This is a genomic window from Cuneatibacter sp. NSJ-177 (genome assembly GCF_022867805.1).
In the GTDB taxonomy this organism is placed as follows: Bacteria; Bacillota; Clostridia; order Lachnospirales; family Lachnospiraceae; genus Pseudolachnospira.
The window spans coordinates 679,631-704,605 of the sequence record NZ_JALIFO010000001.1 but is presented as its reverse complement, the minus strand read 5'-3'; the positions used below and the strand labels follow the sequence as shown (position 1 = coordinate 704,605).

Below are 24,975 nucleotides of genomic sequence, written 5' to 3'. Positions count from 1 at the left end.
CCATGGCTGCATTGTTCCATTTCCAGGCCGCCCGACTTGATCGGACGTCCTCACCCTCCTAATCCAGATCTCCATCCCTCCTGTCTTTGTACTCTTGGTACAATCCCGGCCCTGGGAGGCGGCCTTTTACCTGTCAGTAATCCATCGCTGTGAATTTTGTCCAAAGCGAGTATGGCTGTCAATGATCTCTACAGCTTTGCCGGTCAGCTTATTCTTCGGCGCCGCCTCATCCAGGGCTTTTCCGGCAAATAAAAAAGCCTGCCCTTTCCGAAGTGCAGACACCAAAAATAAACTCATCTCTGGATGAATCTCACGCTTTCTCCGGAAGCAATTCACCAACATTTTCAGCAGGTTTCCTGACTTACAGATCATCGTTCCCCCGCGCCTTCTCAATACCTTCCGGTACAATGGCTGTCTGCGGTTTCGCTCCCTGTTTACAGTGGCCGGACCGTCCGGGATTTGCACCCGGTTCCCTTTTACCCCTGTGTCTCATGGCACAGGGCACTGAAAATCCCTTATTTAATTTATTGATTATAACAGATTGTCTAATCTTTTGCAAGCAGACTTCGCGTTTCTCTGAAAAGTACCGTTCTAAAAATGGCGTCAGCTGCGCAGTCCCAACTTGTGAAAAAGCATCGCTGCCTATTTACAATCCGCTTATTCACCGGTATAATAAGGAAGATTATTATTCATAAGAAATGAAAAAAGAGAAAGAAAGGATGCTTCCGATGAGTGAATATACGTTAAGTGAAATACGCCCGACCAATAAAAGAGATGTGAGAAAGATGGACGCTCTGCTGGAGAAGGAGGGCATCCAGAGAGACAAAAACCTGGATTACAGCATCGGCCTGTTCGATGACGATTACAACCTGGTTGCCACCGGCTCCTGCTTTAAAAACACGCTGCGCTGCATGGCCGTGGACTCCAATCATCAGGGCGAAGGACTGCTGAACCAGGTGGTAACCCACCTGATGGATCATCAATACAGCCGCGGGAATGTGGAGTTGTTCCTCTATACCAAATGTGATTCGGCCAAATTTTTCAATGATTTAGGCTTTTATGAGATCGCCAGGGTGGATGGAAAAGTCGTCTTCATGGAAAACCGCCGCACCGGCTTTTCCGGATACCTGGAAGAGCTGAAAAAAACCGCGGTTCCCGGAGAAAAGATCGCGGTGGTGGTCATGAACGCCAACCCGTTTACGCTGGGCCACCAGTATCTCCTGGAAAAAGCCTCGGCAGAAAACGACGCGGTCCACGTATTTGTGGTCTCGGAGGACGTCTCCCTGGTTCCCTTTGACGTACGGTTTGAGCTGGTAAAGGCAGGCTCCTCCCATTTAAAAAATCTGATCTACCACCCCACCGGAAGCTATATCATCTCAAACGCCACGTTCCCTTCCTATTTCTTAAAGGATGAGGATCTGGTCATCCAGTCCCATGCCAAGCTGGATATCAATGTCTTTAAGAAAATCGCCGCAGCCCTCGGCGTGAACCGCCGCTATGTCGGTGAGGAGCCGTTCAGCCAGGTGACTGGAATATACAACCGGATTATGAAGGAAGAACTGGACGCCTGCGGAGTGGAATGCGTGATCGTTCCCCGGAAAACCGACGGAACCGAACCGATCAGCGCCTCAAAAGTACGCAAAGCGATTAAAGAGGGCCGTCTGGAAGAGATCCGCGATGTGGTTCCGGCCGCCACCTATGAGTTTTTCACTTCGGAGCGGGCGCTCCCGGTTATCGAGACTATCCGGAATGCCAAGGAAGTCATCCACTATTAAAAAGGTTTTGTGCCGCCTGGTTCTGAGTTCTCTCGGAGCCGGGTGGTTTTTATTTTTCTGCTTGACAGGGGAATGGATCGGTGCTACTATGATGATATCAAATTGATATCATCTTACAACAAAAGGGGGTTCTCTTATGAACACAAACAGCAAGGAAATACAGGAAAAAGAATTACATCCCATGAGCGGTTACCTGGCCCTTCTGATCGAACTGATTCTTGTTGCCGCCGACGTACTCTCCATTATCTTCGGCGTCCGCATGATCAACGACGGAAACTATGTGGCCGGTGGTCTTTTGATCGCAGCTTTCTGCCTGCTTCTTCTCATCGCCTGCATTTTCCTCGGCGGTCTGAAAGCGCTACAGCCCAATGAAGCCCTGGTGCTGTCCCTGTTCGGTAACTATCACGGAACCATCAAGAAATCGGGATTCTACTTCGTCAATCCTTTCTGTATCGGAGTAAACCCGGCGGCCAAAACCTCCCTGTCCCAGATTTCCCAGCCGTCGACCGGGCAGATCGCCGTCCGTTCCGGGGAAGCCACCAGCAAAAAGATTTCAACAAAGATCATGACTCTGAACAACAATAAGCAAAAAGTCAACGACAGCCTGGGCAATCCGGTGGAAGTCGGCGCAGTCGTGATCTGGAAGGTGGTTAATCCCACCAAGGCTGTGTTCAATGTGAACAATTACAAATCCTATCTCTCGATCCAGTGTGACTCCACCATCCGGAATACAGCCAGAAAATACCCTTACGATATCGCCGATGAGGAGAATCTGGGAGATGAAAAGACGCTTCGCGGGAGCAGCCAGGAAATCGCTGATCAGATGAAGATCGAATTACAGGATCGTGTGAAGGACGCCGGACTGGAAGTTATGGAGGTTCGGATCACTCATCTGGCCTACGCGCCGGAGATCGCCGCAGCCATGCTGCAGCGCCAGCAGGCCGTAGCTGTGATCGCGGCCCGTCAGAAGATCGTGGAAGGCGCGGTCGGCATGGTGGAGATGGCTCTTGATAAACTGAGCGAAAACAATGTGGTGGAATTGGATGATGAGCGAAAAGCCGCAATGGTCAGCAACTTGCTGGTAGTTCTCTGCGGAAACAAAGATGCGCAGCCCATCGTCAACAGCGGCTCGCTGTATTGATGCCCCCCTGATTGCGCAAGGATCCTGAAAGGAGGGCCGATATGGCGGATAAAGCTGACAAGGAAAAAACAAAAAAACAAGTTCCTCTCCGGCTCTCCGCCAAGCTGTACCAGGAGCTGGCCGCCTGGGCGGAGGACGACTTCCGCTCCATCAACGGACAGATTGAATACCTGCTGACAGAATGTGTGAAGAAAAGGAAGAAAAAACAGGACGAGGGATCGTGAGACTTTTCTCATGATGGATTCAAAAAAGAGCGCGAAGGTTCGCGCTCTTTTGCTTTACCATGAATGACTTCTGTTTCACCGTCTGCGTCATCCCCTGTCCGCTGCCGGCCAAGGACTTTATACCGACGGTTCCGGAGGATTGTACCACTGATTCCCGGAATGACCAGGGTATGGCCCGTAGATATCCCGAAGCAGATTTCCGTTCTTATCTATGTCAAGATAAAATGTAGAACCATCCACCGCACAAACTTCCATCGTCCCTAAATCCGTTTTCTGGATCTCCGCAATCTCAGGCCCGTCATAAATCAAATAGTTCTCGTAATACCAGCGGGCCACATCTTCTCTGCCCATTTCCTCCAAACCATCTGGCTTCTTTAAATCGTTCCGGCTGATCGGTGACCAATCTTCCCGCTCGGACCACACGATCCCCATACTGCCAATACTGTTTGTCGAAACAGGAACCGGTGCGCTTGCTTCCAGGGAACCGTGTCCATAATTCACCCAATAAAAGGCCATCGGCTCTTCATAATTCCAAACATTCGGCAAAGTTTCCTCCCGCTTCGATAAATCCACGCTCCGTATTCCCGTACCACTGTCCGTTTTTCTTATTTATCTACCATTTTCACACTACTTTCCCTTCCCGGCGATATCTTTTTTCTTTGCTTCTGTCAATAAAATATACTCTTAAATTTTTATGCACGTTCCCCATTTTATGTTATACTAGAGGCGTTACCGGATTCAAACCAGAAAAAGGGGGCTCTTTCATACTGGAAATCGAAATCAAGGCGGCTTAAAAAAAATCACAAAAGACACTGTCATCGGCGCGCTCCACGCAGCGGGATTCGAAGAGGGGAGGCTCAAACGGGAGTCGGACCTCTACTTCAATGGGAATATCCTCGAAGAATTAAGGATCCCCAAGGAAAACCTTCTGCAGGAATCCTACCTGGAAATACTGATGAATAAAAAACAGGGGAGCGATCCGGAATAAGAGTTCTCCTTGTTTCCATCTTCCGAAAGAGCTCTTCGCACAGGAAAACGAATGCGCTGTTCCTTCCATCGAACGCAGCCAGAAATCGTGAGCCTTTTCTGTCGCTACAAATCAGGATGCCGCTCCCATTTTCCGGCCTATACCTGCATATATCCTCATAAACTTATTGCAATCTGCCATTTTATGCAGTAAAGTAAAACTATAAAGAAGGAGTGATTCGAATGACGGCAGTAATGTCCAGAAGAGAAACAAATAAATTAAAATGCCGGGAGAGAATCTTGAATGCCTCTCGCCGGCTGTTCAGTGAAAATGGATATGACAATACAATGATCGACGAGATCGCCGATATGGCTGAGGTCTCAAAGGCCACAGTCTACAACTATTTTCCCAACAAAGAAAGTCTTCTGCTGGGAATTACCGAAGAGGAACTGGAAAACATCTGTCACCTGATCTCCCATGACTGGGAGGACGCAAAAAACAGCGGTGACAAAATATACCGTGTGCTGGAACAATTCATCCTGGACTCCCTCCCCAATATTGATCTGTCTCGCCGGATCAGTTACCTAAATTCCTGCGAAAAAAGCCCCCTCTATGCAGCTCGGATCACCATGACGGATATGATTCGGAATCTTGTCCTAAAAGCACAAGAGGAAGAGGTATTCCGAAAGGATCTCGATGCTGAAATCATTGTCGATGTCCTGATGGGCATCCTGCTGACCGCACAGTTCCAATGGCAGCGCATTGAAACCTATTCGCCGGAATTTCTCGCAAATAAACTGGACCAGCTGTTGAAAATCATGCTTGCTGGTATTTACACAGAGACCCCTTGAGAAGAGGATGGCTTACAGGCGTCTTTCTTGAACTGCTTTAACAAGTTCCGGCAATCGGAAACCACCGAAGGACTGAGCTTGCCGCCTCTTCCATAAAACTCTTTTTCCAGCTCGGAAGCCGCTTCCCACAGACATTTCGCGTCTTCTTTTTCTTTCGTCACAGCCAGACGGCGCAGATACGAAGGCCCGCTCTCGCCGGCTCCTCGCGGCATTCCGGCCTGTTTCCCCCATCGCTCAGCGAAGGTCAAAATTCCTGCGGGCGTATTCCGGTTTCTCCAATATTTCAGCAGAAAACAAAATTCCGACCACTTCCCGCGAATCCATCCCCAGGGCTTTTTCTTCGACTTTGTCCGGAGAGCAATGCTACCGGCAGCATCCTGGGAAAAACCGTTCAAACGTTTTCCTTTTAGCTGACGCATCAGCCAAAAAAAAGCAACGGCAAGAAGCACCACGGCAAGGATAAGAATCAGCGTTCCCCCGCCCCCGGCCGTTTCTTCCACGGTTTCCATTGCCGCTCCCGCCTCCGGTTCGGGCAAAATCATCCCGCCATTTGCCGCAGGGAAAAGGGATGCCAGCCAAAGAAGGAACGAATTCAGCCCATGTCCAAGCCAGACAAGAACTGCCCAGATCCCATCGGCAGCGCTCCTCACCAGGAAAACGATTCCCGAAGACACTGTTTTCAAATGACTTCCCATCCAGAATGCCAAAGCGGCCGCTCCGGCTAGAATCAATCCAAGCGCAGCGACTCCTTTCCCCTTCTTTCCCTCCAGCCTCTCCATTCCGGGCGTACGAATCCGGGACGAAATCAGCGCCAGTAAAAGGCCCGCCGCCGAGGCTCCGCCAAAAGCTAATAACCCTTCGATGCCGTTTAGACTGCCGGTCTTATTCAACACCATCAGGATTGCCAGGCATGCTACCAATCCGTCCAGATAAGATACCAGCTGATTTTGCCTGGGTTCCCCCATCGGCATTGACGCGCCGTGAACAAAGGACCCGGCCAAAAGGCCGCCCAGAAGAATCCTGACGCCAAAGGATTCCTGGCTCATCACCAATATATTCTGACCAAATATCACAAAACCAACTGTCAGAACCCCGTCGATCAAAAGCACCAGGTTCACCGGCGCCTTTTTTTGCACGAAAAGGAAATTGAGAAAAAATGCAGCGGCCAGGACGGCAAACCAGGGAAGCAGATACAAATGGATTTCGTCTGTCTGGCGCAGAGCATAGATAGCCAGCACGCTTCCCATCAAGGTGATGTCCGCCAAAAGCATCGCCAACTGTACTCCGATTTTTTGCTTGCGGTTCATCCTCTCTCCCTCCGCAGTTTTTTTTCTTCCCAGATCCGATAGTCCGTTCCCGGACGCTCTCCCTCTCTGGTTTTGACCAGAAGCCGGATATGGGTATCCTCCAACCGCTCCAAAGTGGAACGGCAAGAAAGCGCCCCCGGTGTCTCAGCCACGACGTACAGCTTTCCAAACCGATGATCCGCAGCAAAAACCGCCTCCTCCGGCAAAAAGCTCTGCTCCCCTTCATATTCCAAGGACGCCAGTTCCCTCAGAAGTTCCGGCACCATATTGTCCAGAGACTCCGGGAAAAGGACCTTCCCCTCGGCATTTCCGATTGCCGGGATCACCAGACTGCAAAACACTTGTTTTTCTGCAAGGGCAACCATGCAGGACGCCGCCAAACTGAGCATGTCTTCCATGACCTCTTCGTGAAATTCCTTTAAGACGGCCTTCTTCTCTCCGTTTTCCTCCACCATCTCCCGGCGGACAAAGGATTCCAGATCCAACAAAAAACAGGCGTTTCTCGGCTGAACCGTCTCGTACACATTGACCACAAGTTCCGACTGTCTGGCCAGAATTCTCCAGTTAATTCTCTTTCCTGCGTCTCCGGGCAGATAACCACGGCTGCTTTTTAAAAGAGTCACGTCCTCCTGGCTTCCCCAAGTCCCCTTCTGCAATTCCGAATATTCCTGTAAAAAGCCTGATGTCTCCACCGGGTCAACTTTTGGGTAAACCACAAAGAAAATTCCTGTAGTAAGCTGCTCCCTTCGGTTTTCCACGGAAAGGCCAAACCCGTCTCCGGAAGTCAATTCCACCTCCGCCAGGCGGTAGATCCCCCGTTTCTGTGCCTGCATCCGGCACCTCCAGCGAAGCGTCTGCCGGGGCATCAACCAGGTAAACTTTCTCTTAAATCCGCCTTCCAGGCTCACACATTTTCGCTTTGGCTCCGGCAGCGTAAGGTCCAGCCAAATGACGGGCAGCCATTTTTCATTGGCGGCGGCCAGCACAAATTCGATTTCCTCGCCGGGAAATCCGTTCAGGCTTTTCCCTTCGATGGAAATTTCCAGATGTTTTAGGGAGCCTTTACCCCAGGCCAGTGATACGGCGGCCAGCAAAAAGACCAGCAACAAAAATGCCGGCAGCCCTCCCATCTGATAATAACTGGTAATCACAACCAGGGCCAGCAGAAAGAGGAGGGCTCCGCGGCTGACAAAATTACTCCCGAATTCCTTCTGCTTTTCCATCAAACCACGCTTCCTTCGCCGGCGGCACCGGAGTGTCCCGGATGATCTCCTGTAAAATTTCTTCGGGCGTCCTCCCGCTGTAGCGCGCCTCGCCGGTCAGCACAACCCGGTGAGACAGCACCGGCAGCATCAATTTTTGGACGTCTTCCGGTGTTACATAGTCTCGGCCGTCCATTGCTGCGCAGGCTTTGCTTCCCTGAAACAAAGACCGGGAAGCCCGCGGACTCGCGCCGGTTTTTAACTGTCCGTGCTCCCTGGTTCGATGCACCAGTTCGACGATATAAGCTTTCACCTCTTCATTCAGATAGACCCCGCGGATTTCTTCCCGCAAATCCTGCAAAAGCTGCGGAGATGCCGCCGCGCTTACCTTTTGATAAGGCGTCTCATCCCCCAATTCCGAGAGCATCTGCACCTCTTCCTCCCGGCTCGGATACCCCATGGACAGTTTCATAAAAAACCGGTCCATCTGGGCTGCCGGAAGCGGGAAGGTACTCTCCTTCTCCACAGGATTCTGGGTAGCCATGACAAAGAACGGGTCAGGCTGGGGATAGGTTTCCCCATCGATGGTGATCTGGCGCTCTTCCATAGCTTCCAGCAGCGCCGACTGGGTCCGGGGAATGGCCCGGTTGATCTCGTCTGCCAAAAGCAGGTTGGTGTGAATCGGACCGACTTTCCGTTCAAAATCGCCGGTTTTCTGATTAAACACCGTCATACCCAAGACATCCGAGGGAAGCAGATCCGGCGTAAACTGAATCCGTTTGTATTCGCAGCCAAGGGCCAGCGCCAAAGTCCGGACCAGGGTGGTCTTTCCGCTCCCGGGAAGATCGTCTAAAAGTACGTGGCCGCCGGATAACACGGCCGTAACCACCAGATCCACGATTTCCTGTTTTCCCACAATAATTTTCCCAATCTCTTCGCGTAAAGACCGGGCGCATTCTGCTGTCTTCATCTGTTCTACTCCATTCTCTTACCAAACATCTCCTGCCGGAAATCCGGCTAAAAATCATATTAAGGTAGTATATCACACTTTATTGGAAAGAAAAAGAGCCGCACAAATGGAGTTTTTGTGAAATTTAAACGTCCAGTGTAATCCCTATGTTACCCCTTCCTCCGTTTACGGACAATCCTTTCTGAAAAGAAATCCGCCACTGATTCGTCTCACTGGGGATCACGTTATTCTCTTTTATCTGCAAGGGGCAGTCATGGCCCGGAATCACCAGATCCGATTGGGAGCGGATTTTGAAGATGGTATCCTTGCTGACAGCCGGGTCATAGGTCATGACCACCTCTCCGCTTCGCAGCTCTTCCCGGTTTTTAATGGCATCCCCGGTCACAGCAACCCGGCTTTGCCCGGAGCCGAAACAATAGGTTAGTCCCCCCGGCGTATGCCCTGGCGAAAGGACTGCCCGGATGCCGGGAACCGGTTCAGCCCCATCTTCCTCGATCAAGCGTACCCGGCACTCGCCCAAGGCCCGAATCACAGGCTTTTGAACATAGATATCCTCCTGTTCCCAGGCATACTCCCATTCCGTCCGGCTGCAGACATAAGCGGCCTGCGGGAACAAGTCAAAATTCGCACAATGGTCGAAATGAAGATGCGTGAAAAGGACAAAATCAATTTGCTCCGGCCGAATCCCTTTCCTTGACAGTGCGGACAAAAGCAAACCTCTGGCGCCGAACCCCGCCGTATCCACCAGGACCCTTGTCCCGCCGCATTCGATCAAAACAACGGTGCTGATTCCCAGTGAAATCCGGTCGGACGTTCCTGGAAAGCCCGTCAGCAAGATTTCATAAGATACTTCCATTTTTCCCTCCCGGTTCCATTCCGAAACGCTTATTCAAAGTCCAGTTCCAGTGCGCCATTCTCATCAAATGGGATCTCACGCGCCTCCCCTAAAATCTTTACCCCGGCACGCTCTGCCTCGTCCGCCATATTTTCTGAAATATAAAGAGTTTTCATGTTTTTTGTATTTTGAATCAAGGCCAGGCGGACATCTTTAAAATCCATGATATTACAGGTTTTCACCGCCGCCCGTGCCACCATCTCGTCGGTATTAAGAATCATCGGAATCTTTACCGTCAGAACCGTTGTGGAAGTCAGTGCGTTGGGATAGGTCTGATCCAGCTTGATTTTTTCATAACACCTCTGGGAAATAAAATCTGCCATTCCGACTCCGTTGGCATTGCCCTTGGTCTTCTCCGTCAGATCCAGGATTCCGATCTTCGTGATCTCCGTCTCATTATGAAAATATGGGTTGTTAAAACGGCCCGTCACATTGGAGTCCATACCGGTTCCGCTGATATCCTTCCCGATTTCTCGGATCAGCAAAGCATCCGCCTGCCGAAAAAACAGTTTCGGCAGCTGACTATTGGCAAACGCCAGCAGCTCCCTTTCCTTCTCAACGATTTCCTCCGGGTTCAGCGCAGCGATTTTCGTCAAGCGGCCATAGCCATTTTCAATCAAACCGATCCCAAACAGAATGGGTTTTCTCCTTAAAACTTCCTTGCCCACCTCCTGGATGATCCGCGGCATCTCCCGAAATCCGGTCTTATGGTAATTCTGAGCCCCCTTTTGTTTTCCGAGGCCAATGGCCATCATCTTTAAAAGCCCGCTCTCATAGGGACCTTTAAAAGAAGTGTGGGCTTTTATCCGATTCACCAGAACCACGCCGTCGGCCTGGTTTGCGTAATGGTCAAAATATACCGGCCTGCCGTCGGCGATCGTCCCGATCAAATCCACTTCCATAGAAGAAAGAATCGGCGCTCCCATGGATTCTTCCGTGATATTCAAGGTTCGCAGGTAGTTCAGCTGTCCCTCTGCGGTAGCCCCGCCATGACTGCCCATGGCAGGTACGAGGAAGGGTTTGGCCCCTTTTTGTTTCACCAAATCCACCACACAGCGCAGCACGATATCGATTCGGTCAATCGCCCGGCTCCCGGCCGTCACAGCGATTCTCTGCCCTTCCTGTATCCCCTGAAATCCGCTCAGCTGCTCCAGCTGGCCCCGGATACAGGCCGGCAGATCCTCGATCTCGGACCGATCGAATTCCTGCTCCGCCTTTAAGATTTTCGGCAGCGGAACCGGCCGCAATGTATCTTCAATAAACCCCATCGTATCCTCCTTTTAGGCCATCATCTGCGGCAGCAGCAGAACGATTCCCGGAAAAATTACAATCACCGCCAGAACCAGCAGCGCAAACAAGAGATAATACCAGAGATGCCGGCAAACCACATCGGAGAGTTTCCTCTTTTCCAGCCCTGCTGCTACAAACAGGTTGATGCCGACCGGCGGAGTCGCCATTCCGATTCCCAAATTGACGATCATCATCACTCCGAAAGCAATGGTATTGATCCCCAGAGTGTTGGCCGCCGGAAGCAAAATCGGCGTCAGGATCAAAATCGCAGGGATTGTTTCCATAAATGTACCTACCGCCAGAAGCAGCAGATTGACCAAAATCAGGAAAATCCACTTGTTGCCGCCGGCCAGATTCAAAATCCCATTGGCCACGGTGGCCGGAATGTTTTCCCTGGTCAGGACCCAGCCAAAAGCCGTCGCGGTGGCCACGATCAAAAGGATGCTGCCGGCCTGGACAATGGAATCGCGGAAAATCACCCCTAATTTTCTCCATTCCAATTCCTTATAGACGAAAATGCCGATGGCCAAGCCGTAATAGCAGGCTACGACAGCCGCCTCGGTCGCCGTAAAAATCCCTCCGTAGATTCCGCCTAAAATGATGACCGGCATAATCAACGCCCACACGGCATTTTTCAAGGCCACCAATACTTTTTTGATCTGGAACGGTTCTCCTTTCGGCAAATGCTTTCTTCCGTACAGAAAAGCATAGCAGGACATCGCTAACGTAAGCAAGATTCCCGGCAAAAAACCTGCCATAAATAGATCCCCGATATTGGCGCTGGCCGAAACGCCGTACATCACCATCGGGATACTGGGCGGGATCACGATGCCGAGAAAGCCGGCCGCTGAAATCGTAGCCAGTGCAAACTGCATGGAATATCCGGCCTCCAGCATGGCGGGCACGAGGATGGACCCCATCGCAGCCACAGTGGCCGGGGAGGATCCTGAGATCGCTCCGAAAAGAGCACAGGCGAAAAATGTGACGATGGCCAGTCCGCCCGGCAGCCAGCCCACAACAGAATTGGCCAGGTCAACCAGACGTTTGGAAACTCCTCCCTTGGCAAAAATGCTGCCTGCCAACATAAAAAAGGGAACCGCCATAATGGAAAAAGAGTTGACAGAGCCAAACATTTTCTGAGCTACGACATTTAAGGATATATCAGAAAAGAAATACAGCGGCAGGGCGGCCGTCAAGCCCAAAGTCAAAGAAATCGGCACGCCGATCAATAGCAGGACGACAAACAGAGAAAACATAAATACAATCATGACTCTTCCTCCTCTCCCCTGTTCCCCAGGAAAAATTTTCGGATAAACATTTCCACAGCCTGCAATGCAGCAAGCGCCATTCCCACCAGCATCCCGGCATAGGGGATATACATGGGAATCCTGAGACTAGGAGCCAGCTGGCCTTTTTGAATCATGGAGCCAAAAACCTGGGCCGTCAGATAGGTCAGCAGCAGATAGCCGAAAACCGTGACCAGCCCGCCCAAAGCATCCACCAGCTTTCCGGCCATTCCCGGCAGCCGGTCCACAAAAAAGTCGACACGGATATGCTCGTTTTTCACTACGCCGATCGCAACCGCGAAAAACACCGCATAAATCATCAGATACCGGCTTAGCTCCTCGCCGTAAGGGTTCGGAATTTTTAAAATAAACCGGCAGATGATCCCATACATGACGATCAGGCACATTCCTGCAAAAGCAGCCACCGCCACCACACTCTCCACGGAAATGACAATCCGGTCAAAACGATTCAATCCTTGTTCTATTCTTTTCTTTTTATCAGACAAAGTCCTTCGTTCCTCCTTTCCCTTCCTGTATTCCTCCGGACATCACGCAGCTTATGCTCCCGCCCGGCAGGCGCAGCCGGAATAATCGATCCGGCTCCCGTCGATCCGGGCACATTCTCCGGCATTTTTCCAGAGAGGAAGCCGTGTCCGCAGCGGCACGGCTTCCTCATCTCAAAGCATTTCACGCCGCAAGAAGCGTCCGTCCATGCCTGTGCTTCTTATTGCACGGCCCGAATTGCGTCGACGACTTCCTGGGGAATCAAGCTGGGAACGAATTGGCGGTAGACCTCATCCAGAAGCTTTTCATCTCTCCACACGCTCAAATCCACATCCGAAATTTCACCGCCTTCATCCTGAATAGCCTGATGATAGGTTTCTTCCAGTTCATTAAAGAGTCCGCGCTCATAGGCCTGCGCTTCCTTGCAGCATTCGTCTACAATCTTTTGCAGATCTTCCGGCAAAGATTGATAGAGCTCCAGGTTCATCAGCAGGATCGAAGGGATATAGATGCAGTTTACCATGGATACATGGTTGGCTTCACTGTGAAACTTGCTTGTATAGATTGTCACAATGGGGTTGGTGACCGCATCGATGGTTCCGTTTTGCAGGGAAGTAAACACTTCCGTCAGGGACATCGTAATCGGGTTGGCTCCCAAAGCGGTAAAATACGAATTGTAAATCGCATTTTCCATAATCCGGATGTTCATTCCTTTCAGATCCTCCGGCGTTTTCACCTCCCGCTTGCTGTTGGCAAGCTCCATAAAACCGCACTCCCACATATTTACAGCATAAATACCGGTGTCCTCTTTTACCTGATTCAAAAGCTGCTGTCCGATCTCTCCGTCCTCAACCGCGTAGACATGAGCCGTATCCCGGAACAGATAAGGGAGATCATAGACGAGAAGCGCATCGGTAAAATTGGCCAGGGGGGCCGTCGCCGTGCAGAGAAAATCCAGGGTTCCCATCTGGACCTGTTCAATCATCTCGGTCTCCCCGCCCAGCGATCCCGCCGGATAAACATCCAACTGAATCCTGCCGTTTGATTTTTCTTTCAGCAATTCTCCCAGTTTTGTCAATCCCATGCTGTATGGATGATCCGCCGCCAGCACAGACCCGGCCTTCCAGACATACTCCGCCTCCGTTTGATCTCCCGCTTCTGCCTGAGAGCTGGTCTGCGCGCCTCCTGACGCCGCCGTGTTCGTCTCCGAATTTCCGCTCCCACAAGCGGTAAGCCCGCAAATCAGGGCAAAACTTAAAATTCCTGCCATTACTTTCTTCACTTTATTTCCTCCTCGCATTTTTTAGAAAAGCCAAAGTGCTCCCTCATCCGCTCCACTCACTCGCTCCCGGTAAGCTTTCAGCATCCCTTTTACCTGTTTGTCCGGTCTTTCGAATTGTTTCCTCCTTTCCTCCAGCTCATACTCCGGAACACACAGTTCGATTTTGTGGCGGTTCAGATCAATCTCAATCATATCTCCGTCTCGGACCAGGGCAATCGGCCCGCCTTCCCATGCTTCCGGGGCCACATGGCCGACACAGGGACCGCGGGAAGCGCCGGAATACCGTCCATCCGTCACCATGGCCACCGAAGTATGCAGCCCCATTCCCACCAACATGGCGGCCGGAATCGACATCTCGCGCATCCCCGGTCCGCCTTTCGGGCCCTCATAGCGGATCACCAGCACGGAGCCTGGCTTTACCTTTTTGTTCAGCATATAGTCTCGAACCTCTTCCTCAGATTCAAAGACAACAGCCGGACCTTTGTGGTAAAACATCGCCGGGTCGACGCCGGTTTTTTTCACTACGGATCCCTGGGGCGCCAGATTCCCAAACAAGATAGAAAAACAGCCGTTTTCCTCATAGGGATGATCCAAATCCCGGATCACCTCCCTGTCTATCTTTTGGGGAACCTCCAAAAGCACCTCGCGAAGCGTTGACTGCTGATATCCCATCGGCATCCCCAAATCCAGGAACTCCCGGATCGTAGACAGAACGGCCCGAACCCCTCCGGCCCTGTGATAGTCCTGCATATGGTACGGGGATGACGGCTTAAATTTAGCGATGACCGGAACCTCCGACTGGAGCTTTTCAAAATCATCGAGACCAAGGGATACCCCCAATGTCCTTGCCACTGCAATCATGTGCAGCACCGCGTTGGTGGATCCGCCGGTGGCTGAAATATATCGTATCCCATTGGCGATCGACGTTTCATTAAAATACTGCTTAAAATTCTTCCCCCGCTTGGTCAGAGAGACGATCCGTTCCCCGACGTCGCGGCTCTGCCAAATTTTTTCAGCCGCGCAGAACAGCATGGTTGCGGATCCAAAAGGGGCCAGCCCCAATGCTTCCAGCATGGTGCCCATTGTATTGGCCGTTCCATACATGGAACAGGTTCCGCTGGAAAAACACATATGGGAAATCCAATCGTCCATGGTTCCATCTGTAATTTTTCCCGACGCCTTTTTTCCGATCGCCTCTTTCAGATCGCAGGTAACGAAGGTATTTCCATCCCCGTCCTGATAAGGAAGCATGGCTCCTGCCGTTAAAAACAGTGACGGCTTATCCAGTTCACAAGCTGCCATCAGCATACCCGGTACGATCTTATCACAGGAACAAAGAAAAACCAGTCCGTCAAAGCCGTGGGCCCGTGCCATCCCTTCAATGGCCGCGGCAATCAAATCTCTCTGCGGCAGGACACAGTGCATTCCCTCCCCCTGTGCCATTCCATCGCAGGGAGCTGGGACGCTGAATTCAGCCGGAGTCCCTCCGGCCGCCCACACGCCTTCTTTGACAGCCTTACTGATATCCGCAAATGGTTTATGTCCTGGGTTTACTTCATTGTAAGAATTTACAATCCCTATGACCGGCTTTTCGATATCACCCTTTCGATAGCCGACGGAAGCCATCAGCCCGGTATAATAGGCCTCGGTGACTTCGTTGCAATCCCCCCGCATTCCCATTTCTTCTCCTCCTCTTTTCCAGTTCTTTCCTTTAAAGAACAAAGCAAGATGCTTGTCTTTTTCGCTTATTTGTATTATAATTCTCTCCATATCATTTTTATATTTCATATTTTAGTGCACTTTCAGAACAATGTAAAACAGTTATTTATGGATTGACATACAAGTATTTATTTGTGCAAAACCAGAAAGAAGGTCACCATGAACACCAGTCAAAAGATGTTTCTCCTTGCCGTTGAAGAAATGAGCTTTACCAAAGCGGCCAAACGGGCTTATATCACTCAGCAGGCTCTCAGTGATCATATCCGCAAGCTGGAGCAGGAGTATCAGGCCTCCCTTTTTGAACGGAAGCCGCATCTGGCGCTGACCCCGGCCGGCTTGGCGCTCCACAAAAATCTCCTTGAAATCCAGCTTTTGGAAAACAACATACGAACAGAGATCCAAGATATTTCCGGGGGAATCCGCGGGGATCTGAAATTAGGAATCAATAGCTCCCGCGCCCAAAATATGCTGCCGGATATTTTCTCCGACTATCACCGGCAGTTTCCCCATGTCACCTGTTCCATCTACTCCGACGATACCGATGCCTTAAGCCGCCTCCTGGCCAAGGGGAACCTGGATTTATTCATCGGAGTCAATGCCACCACCAATCAGGAATTCCACGCCATCCCCATCACCAACGACCGGGTTTTTTTGATTATTTCGAAAGGGCTGATCCGAAAGCTGGGACTGGATCTGTCGGAAAAAGAAATTTATTACCGGAAAAATGGGGTTCCCGCCGGTGTGCTGGGAAAACTTCCCGTCGTACAAAATTATTCCATCAGCACCCTCAATCAGATGATTGAAACTTATGCAGATTTTCATGGCATCCGGCTCAATCCGATCCTGCGCGTCAGCAACTACAGCACCCAGCTTGGTCTTTGCAGCCTCCAGCAGGCCGCCGCTTTTTTCCCCTCGTTCATGATTCCAGATGTTCTACGGTACAATGCCGCATCCGCCCCGGAAGAATCCCTGTGCATTTTTTCACTGGAAGGGTTAACCGAAACGCTGCGGATCAACTGCATCTACCGGAAAAATGCTTATCTTCCCTTTTATATGACCCGTTTCATCGAACTTTTCCGGGAACATTCTTGCCGTTATCAGCAGCAGGTCTCCGACGCGCTTCCTGAGTTGTACAGTCAGGGGCTGATCTGACCTACCGCCGTCTTATTCGTTCGGAGTAAAAACGTAAATTTAAAACAACTGATATCATGTGAATAAATAACCAAACCAGAAATGTGTCATTCCTTAATCGCCGTTGGCTCCGTTTAGTTTCGCAAATTCAAAAAAGAGGCTCCTCTTATCAACAGCAGCTCTCAATTCGAGTCCTGCCTGTCAATAAAAGAAGCCTCTTTCCTTCGCGGAAATCGATCTTTTTCTCTTACGATTTTTTCTTAGACATCATCTTATAGACCTGCGCCAGCAGAATCCCAATCACCGCCAGCACCATGCTTGCGATAAAAGCGGGCTGGTAGCTTCCGGACTTCTGGTACATCAGATTCATGCTCATCGGGCCGAACAGGCCTGCTAAGGCAAAGCCAATAAACATGATTCCATAGTTCACACTGTTATGTTTCTGTCCGAAACGGTCGGCCGTAAATCCGGGATAGATCCCCATCAAAGAACCAAAACAAAAACCGACGAAGGAAATCCCTCCGTAAAACAGCGCCACATTTCCATTGCTGAGCAAAAGCATGGCCAGTCCGGCGACCGCAATCAAGAAGGCGATCTCCAAGGTACGAATTCTCCCGATCTTGTCGGAGAGCCAGCCGGATACCACACGGCCCGCCACATTGAATAGAGCCAGAACGGAAACCACGATCGCAGCCGCCTCTGCGGTCATTCCGACCATCTGCTGCGCCATGTTGGAGGCCTGGGAGATCAGCATCAAACCGGAGAAAGCGCCGCAGACCAAAATCGCCAGCATGACATAAAAGACCGGCGTGTGGAGCATGCCGCTCCAATTTTTTTCGTTGGAGGGGTTGCTCTTTGTGACTGCGGGAGGGGTCCAGCCTGCCGGAACAAAATTCGGAGGGCAGGGGGTGATAAAAAAGCTGCCCACACAGAGCACCAGGACAAAAATAGCCCCCAGGATTTTAAAGGCCGCCGTCACACCGAGACTTTGGATCATACTGTTGGCAATCGGGGGGACAATGACGGAGCTGAGCCCGTAAGTTGCCGTCATGATTCCACCGATCATTCCTCTGCGGTCCGGAAACCATTTCACCGCGTTGCTGACGGAGCAGCCGTAGATCATTCCCATCGCAAGGCCGCTGCACACGCCGAAACCGGCGATCAGCATCGGTGTGTTGACGGCGAAACCAGACAGCAGGAATCCGCCGCCAAACAGGAGACCACCCAGGAAAAGGACCCATTTCGGACCCAGTTTATCGTTGATAAAGCCGCCCGAAATCATGGTAATCGGGCCGACAGAATTTGCTACGGTAAATACGATCGCCAGACTCCCGGCAGTCAGAGCCAGACCAGTTCTCTGGTTTAGATACTCTGCCATCGGGGAGGAAAAAACGCTCCAGGTGTAGAGAGATCCGGCGCAGATATTCATCAAGCCGCTGATGATGACCATGAGCCAGCGCTTTTTGGTCAGCTCCTCGGCTGTTGCTTCCTTGTTCATTTTTGCATATCCTCTTCTTTCTTTTATAACATTTGTGCATGAAATGGCAAGTAAAAATACAGCCAACTACGATCCTCCCAAAGGTGTTTGGCTGTATTTCTACTCTTTCCATAAGTTTAGCAGGCTTCTTGCTTTGGTCGTTCCTAGGCGCCGCGTGGCCTGGGCGCCTTGAGTGCTGCTTCGCCTGGGCGCCTGGCTGTTCTTCTCCGCCGGGCTCTCATGGGGCGGCAAAGCCGCCCCATGCGTGTGGCTGTCGCCACATAGCGAAACAGCCGTGAGCTCCCCTGGGAGAGCAAGCTTTCCCTGACTGTTCTTCTCCGCCGGCCCTACCTAGGAAGGCAAGCTTTCCCTGGCTGTTCTTCTCCGCCGGGCTCTCATGGGGCGGCAAAGCCGCCCCATGCGTGTGGCTGTCGCCACATAGCGAAACAGCCGTAACCTCCCCCAGGTGAGCAAGCTCCCCTGGGGGAGGTTACAACTGTTTCGCTGCCCGGCTCGTAGCTATCCTCAGATGTGGTTTGCTACTTCGAAGGCATCCCAGATTGCGTACATGATATTTGCGACTTTCTTTGCATCGCCGAGCTGGTAGATTTCGGGTACTTCGAATTCCAGTTCCTGATACAGAGAATTGTTCTCGCGGTAGCCGACGGACAGGATCACGCCGTCGCAGGGGATCTTTTTCTCTTCGCCGTCTACGGTGGCGGACAGGTAACCGTCCTTGTAGCCGGTTACGCGGGCGCCGCAGACAACCTCGATTCCGTGGAAGGGAATTAGGCGCTCCAGCATCTCGCTATTGGCGTGGCAGAGCGGGCCGTTCAGGGCAAGGATCTTCGGCAGCGCCTCTACGATCGTAACCTTTTTGCCCTTCTGAGCCAGCCACAGAGCGGTCTCACAGCCAACCAGGCCGCCGCCGACCACGACCATGGTGTCGCCGGCTTCCTTGGCACCGGTCAGGACATCCGCTGCGGAATATACCTTCTCATCGTCGCCCAGAGGGAACATCTTCGGAGTCGAACCGGTCGCACATACAACAGCATCGTATCCGCCGGCCAATACCATCTCTTTGGTAACCTTTGTATTATAATGAACCGGAACCTCCAGCAGCTCCAGCTGGCGCTTAAACCATTTCGCCAGAGCAATGTCGTCCTCCTTAAAGTCCGGAGCACCGCCGGGGATCAGGTTGCCGCCCAGATGATCGGTGGCTTCGAACACTTCCGGCTTGTGGCCGCGAGTCGCCAGTACGCGAGCAGCCTCACATCCGGCCACGCCGCCGCCGATTACCATCACCTTTTTCGCCTTCAAAATCGGCGTATAGGCCATGAAACGCTCTCTCGCAGCCTGCGGGTTAACGGCACAGTTGATCATGGAATATTCCTGAATCCGGCCCATGCAGCCTTCCTGGCAGGAAATGCAGGGACGGATTTCATCCATGCGGCCGGAGCGCAGCTTATTGCAGTAATCCGGATCCGCCAGCAGCGGACGGCCCATGCTGATCATATCGCAGGTTCCGTTCTCAATGGCTTCCAGAGCCATGTCTGGATCGTCCATACGGCCGGCGCAGATAACCGGAACGTCCACGTTCTCTTTCATCAGCTTGCAGTAAGGACGGTACAGGCCTTTCTCCTGGTACATCGGCGGATGACTCCACCACCACGCGTCGTAGCTTCCCACGTCGGTGTCCAGAGCGTCGTAGCCATAGGCAACCAGAAGCTTGGCAGCCTCCACGCCTTCCTCCAGGTCACGGCCCTTCTCTTCGAACTCTTCGCCCGGCAGGCCGCCGACGCGCAGCTCCTTGATGAAGCTCTTCGGGCTGTAACGAAGCGTCACGACAAAGTCCTTGCCGCAGCGCTCTTTGATCTCTTCTACGATTTCTTTTGCGAAACGGAGGCGGTTTTCCAGACTTCCGCCGTACTCATCGGTTCTCTGATTGAACAGGGCAATTGCGAACTGGTCGATCAGATAGCCCTCATGTACCGCGTGGATCTGCACGCCGTCGAAGCCGGCGCGCTTCGCATTGTATGCACCTTCGCCGAATTTCTTTACGATGGAACGGATCTCTTCCGTGGTCAGAGCGCGGCAGGTTTTATCCAGCCAGCGGTGCTGAATCGGGGACGGAGCAACCGGCGGGAACTCTCCCAGGTTGGTGGGGATCGTCACACGGCCAAAGCCGCCGGACATCTGTAAAAACACTTTGGCATTGTAAGCATGGATTCTCTCGGTCATTTCGCGGGCGGTCCGGACAAAATGAACCGGATTGTGGGTGGAACAAGGACAGTTGGGCATGCCGTGCTCCTCGATCTCATTCTCCACAAACGTCACACCAGTGATGATCAGACCGGTGCCGCCTTTGGCGCGCTCCGTATAGTAATCAATTCCGCGCTGATTAAAACCACCGTCCGCATCCGCCAGACCCAGCGGGCCCATCGGTGCCATAGCAAAACGGTTTTTAATCGTCACGTTGCCGATTTTCACGGGCGTGAACAATTTTGCGTACTTCATATGCTGCCTCCTTCGCATAGATGAATTCTGATGATTTTACTATATCACCATCATACAAACATGTCAATATTTACATGATTCTTTTTCCCAAAATCCAAGAGAATTCTTATGCCTTTTCCGGCTATCCGCCGCAGATGAAAACAGATTGTCACGCAGCCAGCAACTTCTTTTAAAACTCCAGAGCCGGGTAAGTATAATGCTTTTCATAAACGGATCCGATCCGCAGCACCCCCAGATCATCTCCGCGGCGGCCCATGATCATCAGTCCCACCGGCAGTTTGTTCTTCGTCAGCCCCACCGGCAGGGAAAGCGCAGGAGCACCGGTCATATCCGCCAGACGGGTGTGGTAGGTGCACATGGGTTTTCCCGGTTCTATCTGCCCTCTTGTCACAATGTTCCAAGGCGGCGTCAGCCCCCGGTCAAACGCTTCGATCGGACAGGTGGGGGCAACCACCGCATCCACCTCCTGCAAAGCCTTCTCCCACTCTTCCATGATCACATCCCGTTCTCGCAAAGACTGAATGTACTGTACCGCTGTGAAAGCTCCACCCTGATCCAGCCGGGCCGCGACGCCTGCCTGATATTTTTCCTTCATGGCCGGATACCGGTCCCGGTGCAGGTAGGCCGCTTCACTGAACATGATGCAGGTGGACGCGTCGGTGACCAGATCAATAGCAGGAATGGTAATCTCACGGATTTCCGCTCCAAGTTCCTTCAGCCGGTCAATCGCCTCGCGCGTCACCCGCTCCACCTCATAGTCGGTCTTATCAAAAAAGAAATTGGCCGGGACGCCGATCACCTTTCCTTTCAGGTCTTCGGCGCCGGCAAGCCCCTCGTAGAAATGGGTTGGCTCCCCCGCAACGGCATACGGGCAAGGGTCCAGGGGATCGGTGCCCGTAATCGCGTCCATGGTGATCGCGGCATCCGCCACGCTGCGGCACAAAGGTCCCGGATGATCCAGATTAAAGCTGAGGGCAATGATCCCGTAGAGGCTGGCCAGACCCACGCTGGGCTTAAATCCAACGGTTCCGCACATCGCCGCCGGAATGCGAATCGATCCGCCGGTATCCGTTCCCATGGCCACGTAAGCCATTCCCGTGGCCGCAGCCACGCCGGAGCCGCCGGAAGAACCTCCCGGGATCTTCGCCGGATTCCAAGGATTTTTTGTGGGGCCAAAGCAGGTTTCTTCCGTGGTCGGACCAAAGGCAAATTCATGGGTATTGGTTTTTCCCATCAGGATTGCCCCGGCGTCTTTCAGGCGTTTCGTGATGGTGGCATCGTATTCGGGAACGAAATTTCTCAACACCTCGGAACTGCCGGTGGTCGGGATGCCCTCCGTATAATACAGATCCTTCAGGGCAATCGGAATTCCGTGAAGCTTCCCCCGATAACACCCGCTTTTAATCTCTTCCTCCGCCTTCCTGGCAGATATTCTGGCTTCCTCGGCCGCCAGATAGACATAGGCGTTTAATTCCGGATTCAATGCTTCAATGCGCTTCAGGCAGGCTTCCACCAGTTCTACCGGCGAAACCGCTCCTTTTTCCACCATGGATGAAATCTGCTCCATGGTCATCATGGTAAGATCCGACATGATTCATGACTCCTCTCTTCAATTTCTCGCTGCAATTCAATCAGCGGGCAACGAAGCACCATCGGAATCGTTCCCACCTTGCTTAACGATCAAACACATACCGATGCTTTCCTAAAGATAGGACACGGTCACAGCGCCGGATCATTTGCCGAAACTGCGGGCAAGCTTATCCCGGCCACTGTTACCGTAAAACATTTCCTACAGGATCTTCTTCCCCTCATTTGTACTAGGGAGGGGATACCGTGTCTCGGCATCCCCTCCCTAGCAAACGCTTCTTTTCTATTCCTCCGATTTCTTATCGATATCATAGATACGGATATCCACTCCCCGCTCGTTCCCATACCCCTCGGCCCGGAAATGCGCGCCGTGCAGGTAGTCTTTCAGGACTTCGCTGTCCGTCATAAAAGTCGGCAGGGCCTCGAAGGGACGCGGGGTGTGGTTTCGCTCGAAATAGCCGTTGTTATCCACGAAAAGATGGCAGGCCTTCCCTGTGTAATCCGTTCCCTCGAACAGATACCGGGCGCACATATGGCGGATTCCAGCCGCATTCGTCACCTGGATATCAGCTGCTCCCGGCAAAATCCGGCCGCTAAACAAATCAGAATCCACTGTCCCGCCGAAAGGGATGATCGTCACCTTCCCGTTCTCGCACACCATGGTAGAAATCTGGTTTCGGTCAATCGTAATCTTAAATTCCATAATCATCGTATCATTCATAATCTTTTCCTTTCTTTGCCAGGACCGCCGTCTCGCCACGTCCCGGATTTACCTCTTTGACTTGTTCCTATTATTCGTATGCGCGAACCACATCTGCCATCACCTTGTCCAGGTGCTTTTCCATGGCGCTCCGGGCGCGCTCTTGATCCCGTTTTAGGATTGCGGCGACGATATTTTCGTGCTCCTTTATCTGATAATTCTCATCCGGCCCCGCCGCCTTGGTGAACTTGACATACGCATCGTTCTGGGTCAGCACCAAGTTTAAAATCTGGTAGATCGTCTGATTGCCCGAATACTCCGCAATGGCCAGATGCAGGTGAAGATCCTCCCGGTTTCCCGTCCCCCCATGCTTCACCACATAAATATTTTCTAGCAGCAAGGTATCCAGCACTTTCATCTGCGCTTCGGTAATATTCCGGCAGGTATCCTGAATCGCAGAACACTCCAGAAGCTTCCTGACCTCCAGGATCTCCAAAAGGCGCTCCTTTGAGATCTCCTCGGTCAGCAAAATCAGATTCCTGGCGCTTTCCAGCTGGCTGTTCCGCCGTTGATAATCCGCTAAAAACTGCGCTCCCTTTGCCGTCAGGCGGCGGCCTTTATTGCTGACTTTTTCAATCAGCCCGGCGGACTCCAGGCCGGATAGGATGCGGCCCATACTCCCCTGAGGAATTTGGAGCTCTTGACTTAGGTAGATCGCCCCGGCTGGAATGCTCAGATCCCCGATTGTCTTTAGGACCTCCATCTCCCTGTCTTTTTCCATCATGTACTTATCTCCAATTATCAGTCACAAATTAGTATCACAATATCACACAAAGGCTAAAAATTCAAGAGGATGCCGCAATTTCAGCTGAACTCGCCCTTTCCCGCCCCCTAAGTCAACACATTTCACCGTGGTACCTATTGACAGTGTTTGGATGGGATGCTATGATTGATCTGTCACTAATCTTTACTGATCAGTCATACATATGAAATAATTAATGCAATTTTTATCCAGCCAAAACAGCGCAAGCACACGAACCACTCACCCCCGGCAAATTCCGCTGAGGAAGACAAGGAAAGGAGCCGCTATGCTGTATCTAAACGACAGTCAAATGCGAAAAGCCGTAAAATATGAGGAAATGCTGGACGCCATCGAAGAAGCCTTTCTTCAGCATCATTCCGGCCATTACTATATGCCGGACCGCTATACTGCGGAATCCGAAAACAGACGCATGCTCTATATGCCCTGCTTTGTCAAAGACGTCATCGGCACAAAGATGCTGGCTGAGTTTCCGGAGAATCCCTCCAAGGGGCTGCCTTATCTCAGCGGCCTGATGATTTTAAACGATAGGGACACAGGCGCCCCGCTGGCCATCATGGACGGCAGCACCCTGACCGCGCTGCGGACCGGGGCCGTCGGCGGCGTGGCGATCCGGCATCTATCCGATCCGGACAGCCATAGCGCCGGCCTGATCGGCTGCGGTGTCCAGGGGCTCCACCAATTGGCCTACGCGTCCCAGGTCCGCCCGATCCGTTCCTGTTACCTCTATGACGCCTACCGGAATGACTATGGAGATTTCATTGAAAAACTGCGCCGGATGACCGCCCCCAAAGAGCTTTTAATCAAAGTTTGCGCCAACAGCCGTGAGGTGGCAGAAAAAAGTGATATATTGATCACGGCTACCCAGTCTGCCACGCCGGTATTTCCGGAAGACCCATCCTTATTCCGCAAAAAATGCGTCGTTGCCATCGGTTCCTGGCTCCCGGACCACAAGGAGATCCCGGACGCAATCTGGCAGACGACCCAGTCCGTGCTGACCGATCTCCCCTTCGCCTGTGAAGAAAGCGGAGATTTATGCCAGCCGCTTCAAACCGGCCTGCTCCGCCGGGAAAATGTGCGCTATATGGGGGACTATCTCCATGAAAAAAAGTCCGGTCAGGCCCAGCCTCTCGGAGAAACCCGGTTTTACAAATCGGTGGGCATGGGAATTTTTGATGTGATGGCTGCACGGCTGATCTGGAAGAAGGCCTTAGAGAGGCGCTGCGGGCAAATTTTAGCCGAATAACGCTTCCATCCCCACATGGCCGACTCTTCCAGAATCGTATATTTTAAACCGATACCGACGAAAAAACCGGAGCAGAGCGCATTC

Annotated in this window: 22 protein-coding genes and 1 riboswitch; of the genes, 6 read left to right on the top strand and 16 right to left on the bottom strand. The window is 52.0% G+C overall.

The features are described 5' to 3' along the window. Positions 1 to 126: 126 nt before the first annotated feature. The gene (locus MUB23_RS03165) at positions 127 to 372 is read right to left on the bottom strand and encodes a hypothetical protein (protein WP_244798750.1); all 246 of its coding nucleotides are present in this window, start codon (positions 370 to 372) and stop codon (positions 127 to 129) included. Beyond that, a riboswitch (cobalamin riboswitch) is annotated at positions 330 to 524 on the bottom strand. Its footprint overlaps the gene before it by 43 nt. 204 nt (positions 525 to 728) lie before the next feature. Here MUB23_RS03165 and citC point away from each other — a divergent pair. The 3 genes from citC to MUB23_RS03150 all read left to right on the top strand — a co-directional run bounded on the left by citC (position 729) and on the right by MUB23_RS03150 (position 3,140). Further along, complete coding sequence (citC, locus tag MUB23_RS03160) at positions 729 to 1,775, top strand: [citrate (pro-3S)-lyase] ligase (RefSeq protein WP_244798749.1); 1,047 nt, start codon at positions 729 to 731, stop codon at positions 1,773 to 1,775. A gap of 136 nt (positions 1,776 to 1,911) precedes the next feature. Continuing rightward, the gene (locus tag MUB23_RS03155) at positions 1,912 to 2,916 is read left to right on the top strand and encodes an SPFH domain-containing protein (RefSeq protein ID WP_244798748.1); all 1,005 of its coding nucleotides are present in this window, start codon (positions 1,912 to 1,914) and stop codon (positions 2,914 to 2,916) included. A gap of 41 nt (positions 2,917 to 2,957) precedes the next feature. Continuing rightward, positions 2,958 to 3,140, top strand: a complete 183-nt coding sequence (locus tag MUB23_RS03150) for an Arc family DNA-binding protein (RefSeq protein WP_244798747.1) — start codon at positions 2,958 to 2,960, stop codon at positions 3,138 to 3,140. A 117-nt stretch (positions 3,141 to 3,257) separates the two neighbouring features. On the opposite strand, the gene MUB23_RS03145 is transcribed toward MUB23_RS03150, so the two are convergent. Next, positions 3,258 to 3,713, bottom strand: a complete 456-nt coding sequence (locus MUB23_RS03145) for a hypothetical protein (protein WP_244798746.1) — start codon at positions 3,711 to 3,713, stop codon at positions 3,258 to 3,260. A gap of 636 nt (positions 3,714 to 4,349) precedes the next feature. Here MUB23_RS03145 and MUB23_RS03140 point away from each other — a divergent pair. Beyond that, positions 4,350 to 4,958, top strand: a complete 609-nt coding sequence (locus tag MUB23_RS03140; RefSeq protein WP_244798745.1) for a TetR/AcrR family transcriptional regulator — start codon at positions 4,350 to 4,352, stop codon at positions 4,956 to 4,958. On the opposite strand, the gene MUB23_RS03135 is transcribed toward MUB23_RS03140, so the two are convergent. From MUB23_RS03135 to ilvD, 9 genes are all read right to left on the bottom strand, one after another. Further along, complete coding sequence (locus MUB23_RS03135) at positions 4,940 to 6,265, bottom strand: hypothetical protein (protein ID WP_244798744.1); 1,326 nt, start codon at positions 6,263 to 6,265, stop codon at positions 4,940 to 4,942. The two genes, MUB23_RS03140 and MUB23_RS03135, sit on opposite strands and share 19 nt — an antisense overlap. Next, entirely contained in the window at positions 6,262 to 7,488 is a 1,227-nt protein-coding gene (locus MUB23_RS03130) for a DUF58 domain-containing protein (RefSeq protein ID WP_244798743.1), read from the bottom strand. Before MUB23_RS03130 ends, MUB23_RS03135 begins: the two co-directional genes overlap by 4 nt. After that, positions 7,460 to 8,437 (bottom strand): AAA family ATPase, encoded by a 978-nt coding sequence (locus MUB23_RS03125; protein ID WP_244798741.1) that lies wholly within the window; start codon positions 8,435 to 8,437, stop codon positions 7,460 to 7,462. Before MUB23_RS03125 ends, MUB23_RS03130 begins: the two co-directional genes overlap by 29 nt. Positions 8,438 to 8,561: 124 nt before the next feature. Beyond that, a complete protein-coding gene (locus MUB23_RS03120) occupies positions 8,562 to 9,293 on the bottom strand; it encodes an MBL fold metallo-hydrolase (RefSeq protein WP_244798739.1) in 732 nt (243 codons plus the stop codon). 29 nt (positions 9,294 to 9,322) lie between these two features. Next, positions 9,323 to 10,600 (bottom strand): lactate racemase domain-containing protein, encoded by a 1,278-nt coding sequence (locus MUB23_RS03115; protein ID WP_244798737.1) that lies wholly within the window; start codon positions 10,598 to 10,600, stop codon positions 9,323 to 9,325. A gap of 12 nt (positions 10,601 to 10,612) precedes the next feature. After that, the gene (locus tag MUB23_RS03110; RefSeq protein WP_244798732.1) at positions 10,613 to 11,890 is read right to left on the bottom strand and encodes a TRAP transporter large permease; all 1,278 of its coding nucleotides are present in this window, start codon (positions 11,888 to 11,890) and stop codon (positions 10,613 to 10,615) included. Then, entirely contained in the window at positions 11,887 to 12,414 is a 528-nt protein-coding gene (locus MUB23_RS03105; protein ID WP_244798731.1) for a TRAP transporter small permease, read from the bottom strand. The genes MUB23_RS03110 and MUB23_RS03105 overlap by 4 nt, the downstream gene beginning before the upstream one ends. A 218-nt stretch (positions 12,415 to 12,632) precedes the next feature. After that, positions 12,633 to 13,694 (bottom strand): TRAP transporter substrate-binding protein, encoded by a 1,062-nt coding sequence (locus MUB23_RS03100; RefSeq protein WP_244798730.1) that lies wholly within the window; start codon positions 13,692 to 13,694, stop codon positions 12,633 to 12,635. A gap of 21 nt (positions 13,695 to 13,715) precedes the next feature. After that, the gene (gene ilvD, locus MUB23_RS03095; protein ID WP_244798729.1) at positions 13,716 to 15,374 is read right to left on the bottom strand and encodes a dihydroxy-acid dehydratase; all 1,659 of its coding nucleotides are present in this window, start codon (positions 15,372 to 15,374) and stop codon (positions 13,716 to 13,718) included. A 198-nt stretch (positions 15,375 to 15,572) separates the two neighbouring features. On the opposite strand from ilvD, the gene MUB23_RS03090 reads away from it, so the two are divergent. Beyond that, positions 15,573 to 16,565 (top strand): LysR family transcriptional regulator, encoded by a 993-nt coding sequence (locus MUB23_RS03090; protein WP_244798728.1) that lies wholly within the window; start codon positions 15,573 to 15,575, stop codon positions 16,563 to 16,565. 226 nt (positions 16,566 to 16,791) lie between these two features. On the opposite strand, the gene MUB23_RS03085 is transcribed toward MUB23_RS03090, so the two are convergent. From MUB23_RS03085 to MUB23_RS03065, 5 genes are all read right to left on the bottom strand, one after another. Further along, positions 16,792 to 18,042 (bottom strand): L-lactate MFS transporter, encoded by a 1,251-nt coding sequence (locus tag MUB23_RS03085; RefSeq protein WP_244798724.1) that lies wholly within the window; start codon positions 18,040 to 18,042, stop codon positions 16,792 to 16,794. Between the two features lie 504 nt (positions 18,043 to 18,546). Then, entirely contained in the window at positions 18,547 to 20,538 is a 1,992-nt protein-coding gene (locus MUB23_RS03080) for an oxidoreductase (protein WP_244798723.1), read from the bottom strand. Between the two features lie 169 nt (positions 20,539 to 20,707). After that, the gene (locus MUB23_RS03075; RefSeq protein ID WP_244798722.1) at positions 20,708 to 22,129 is read right to left on the bottom strand and encodes an amidase; all 1,422 of its coding nucleotides are present in this window, start codon (positions 22,127 to 22,129) and stop codon (positions 20,708 to 20,710) included. A 279-nt stretch (positions 22,130 to 22,408) separates the two neighbouring features. After that, on the bottom strand, positions 22,409 to 22,846 hold the full coding sequence (locus MUB23_RS03070) for a DUF3237 family protein (RefSeq protein ID WP_244798721.1): 438 nt from the start codon (positions 22,844 to 22,846) through the stop codon (positions 22,409 to 22,411). Between the two features lie 70 nt (positions 22,847 to 22,916). Beyond that, the gene (locus MUB23_RS03065) at positions 22,917 to 23,609 is read right to left on the bottom strand and encodes a FadR/GntR family transcriptional regulator (protein WP_244798720.1); all 693 of its coding nucleotides are present in this window, start codon (positions 23,607 to 23,609) and stop codon (positions 22,917 to 22,919) included. Between the two features lie 304 nt (positions 23,610 to 23,913). On the opposite strand from MUB23_RS03065, the gene MUB23_RS03060 reads away from it, so the two are divergent. After that, positions 23,914 to 24,891 carry an ornithine cyclodeaminase family protein gene (locus MUB23_RS03060; protein WP_244798718.1) on the top strand — a complete coding sequence of 326 codons (978 nt, stop codon included), beginning with the start codon at positions 23,914 to 23,916 and terminating at the stop codon, positions 24,889 to 24,891. Positions 24,892 to 24,975: the final 84 nt, after the last annotated feature.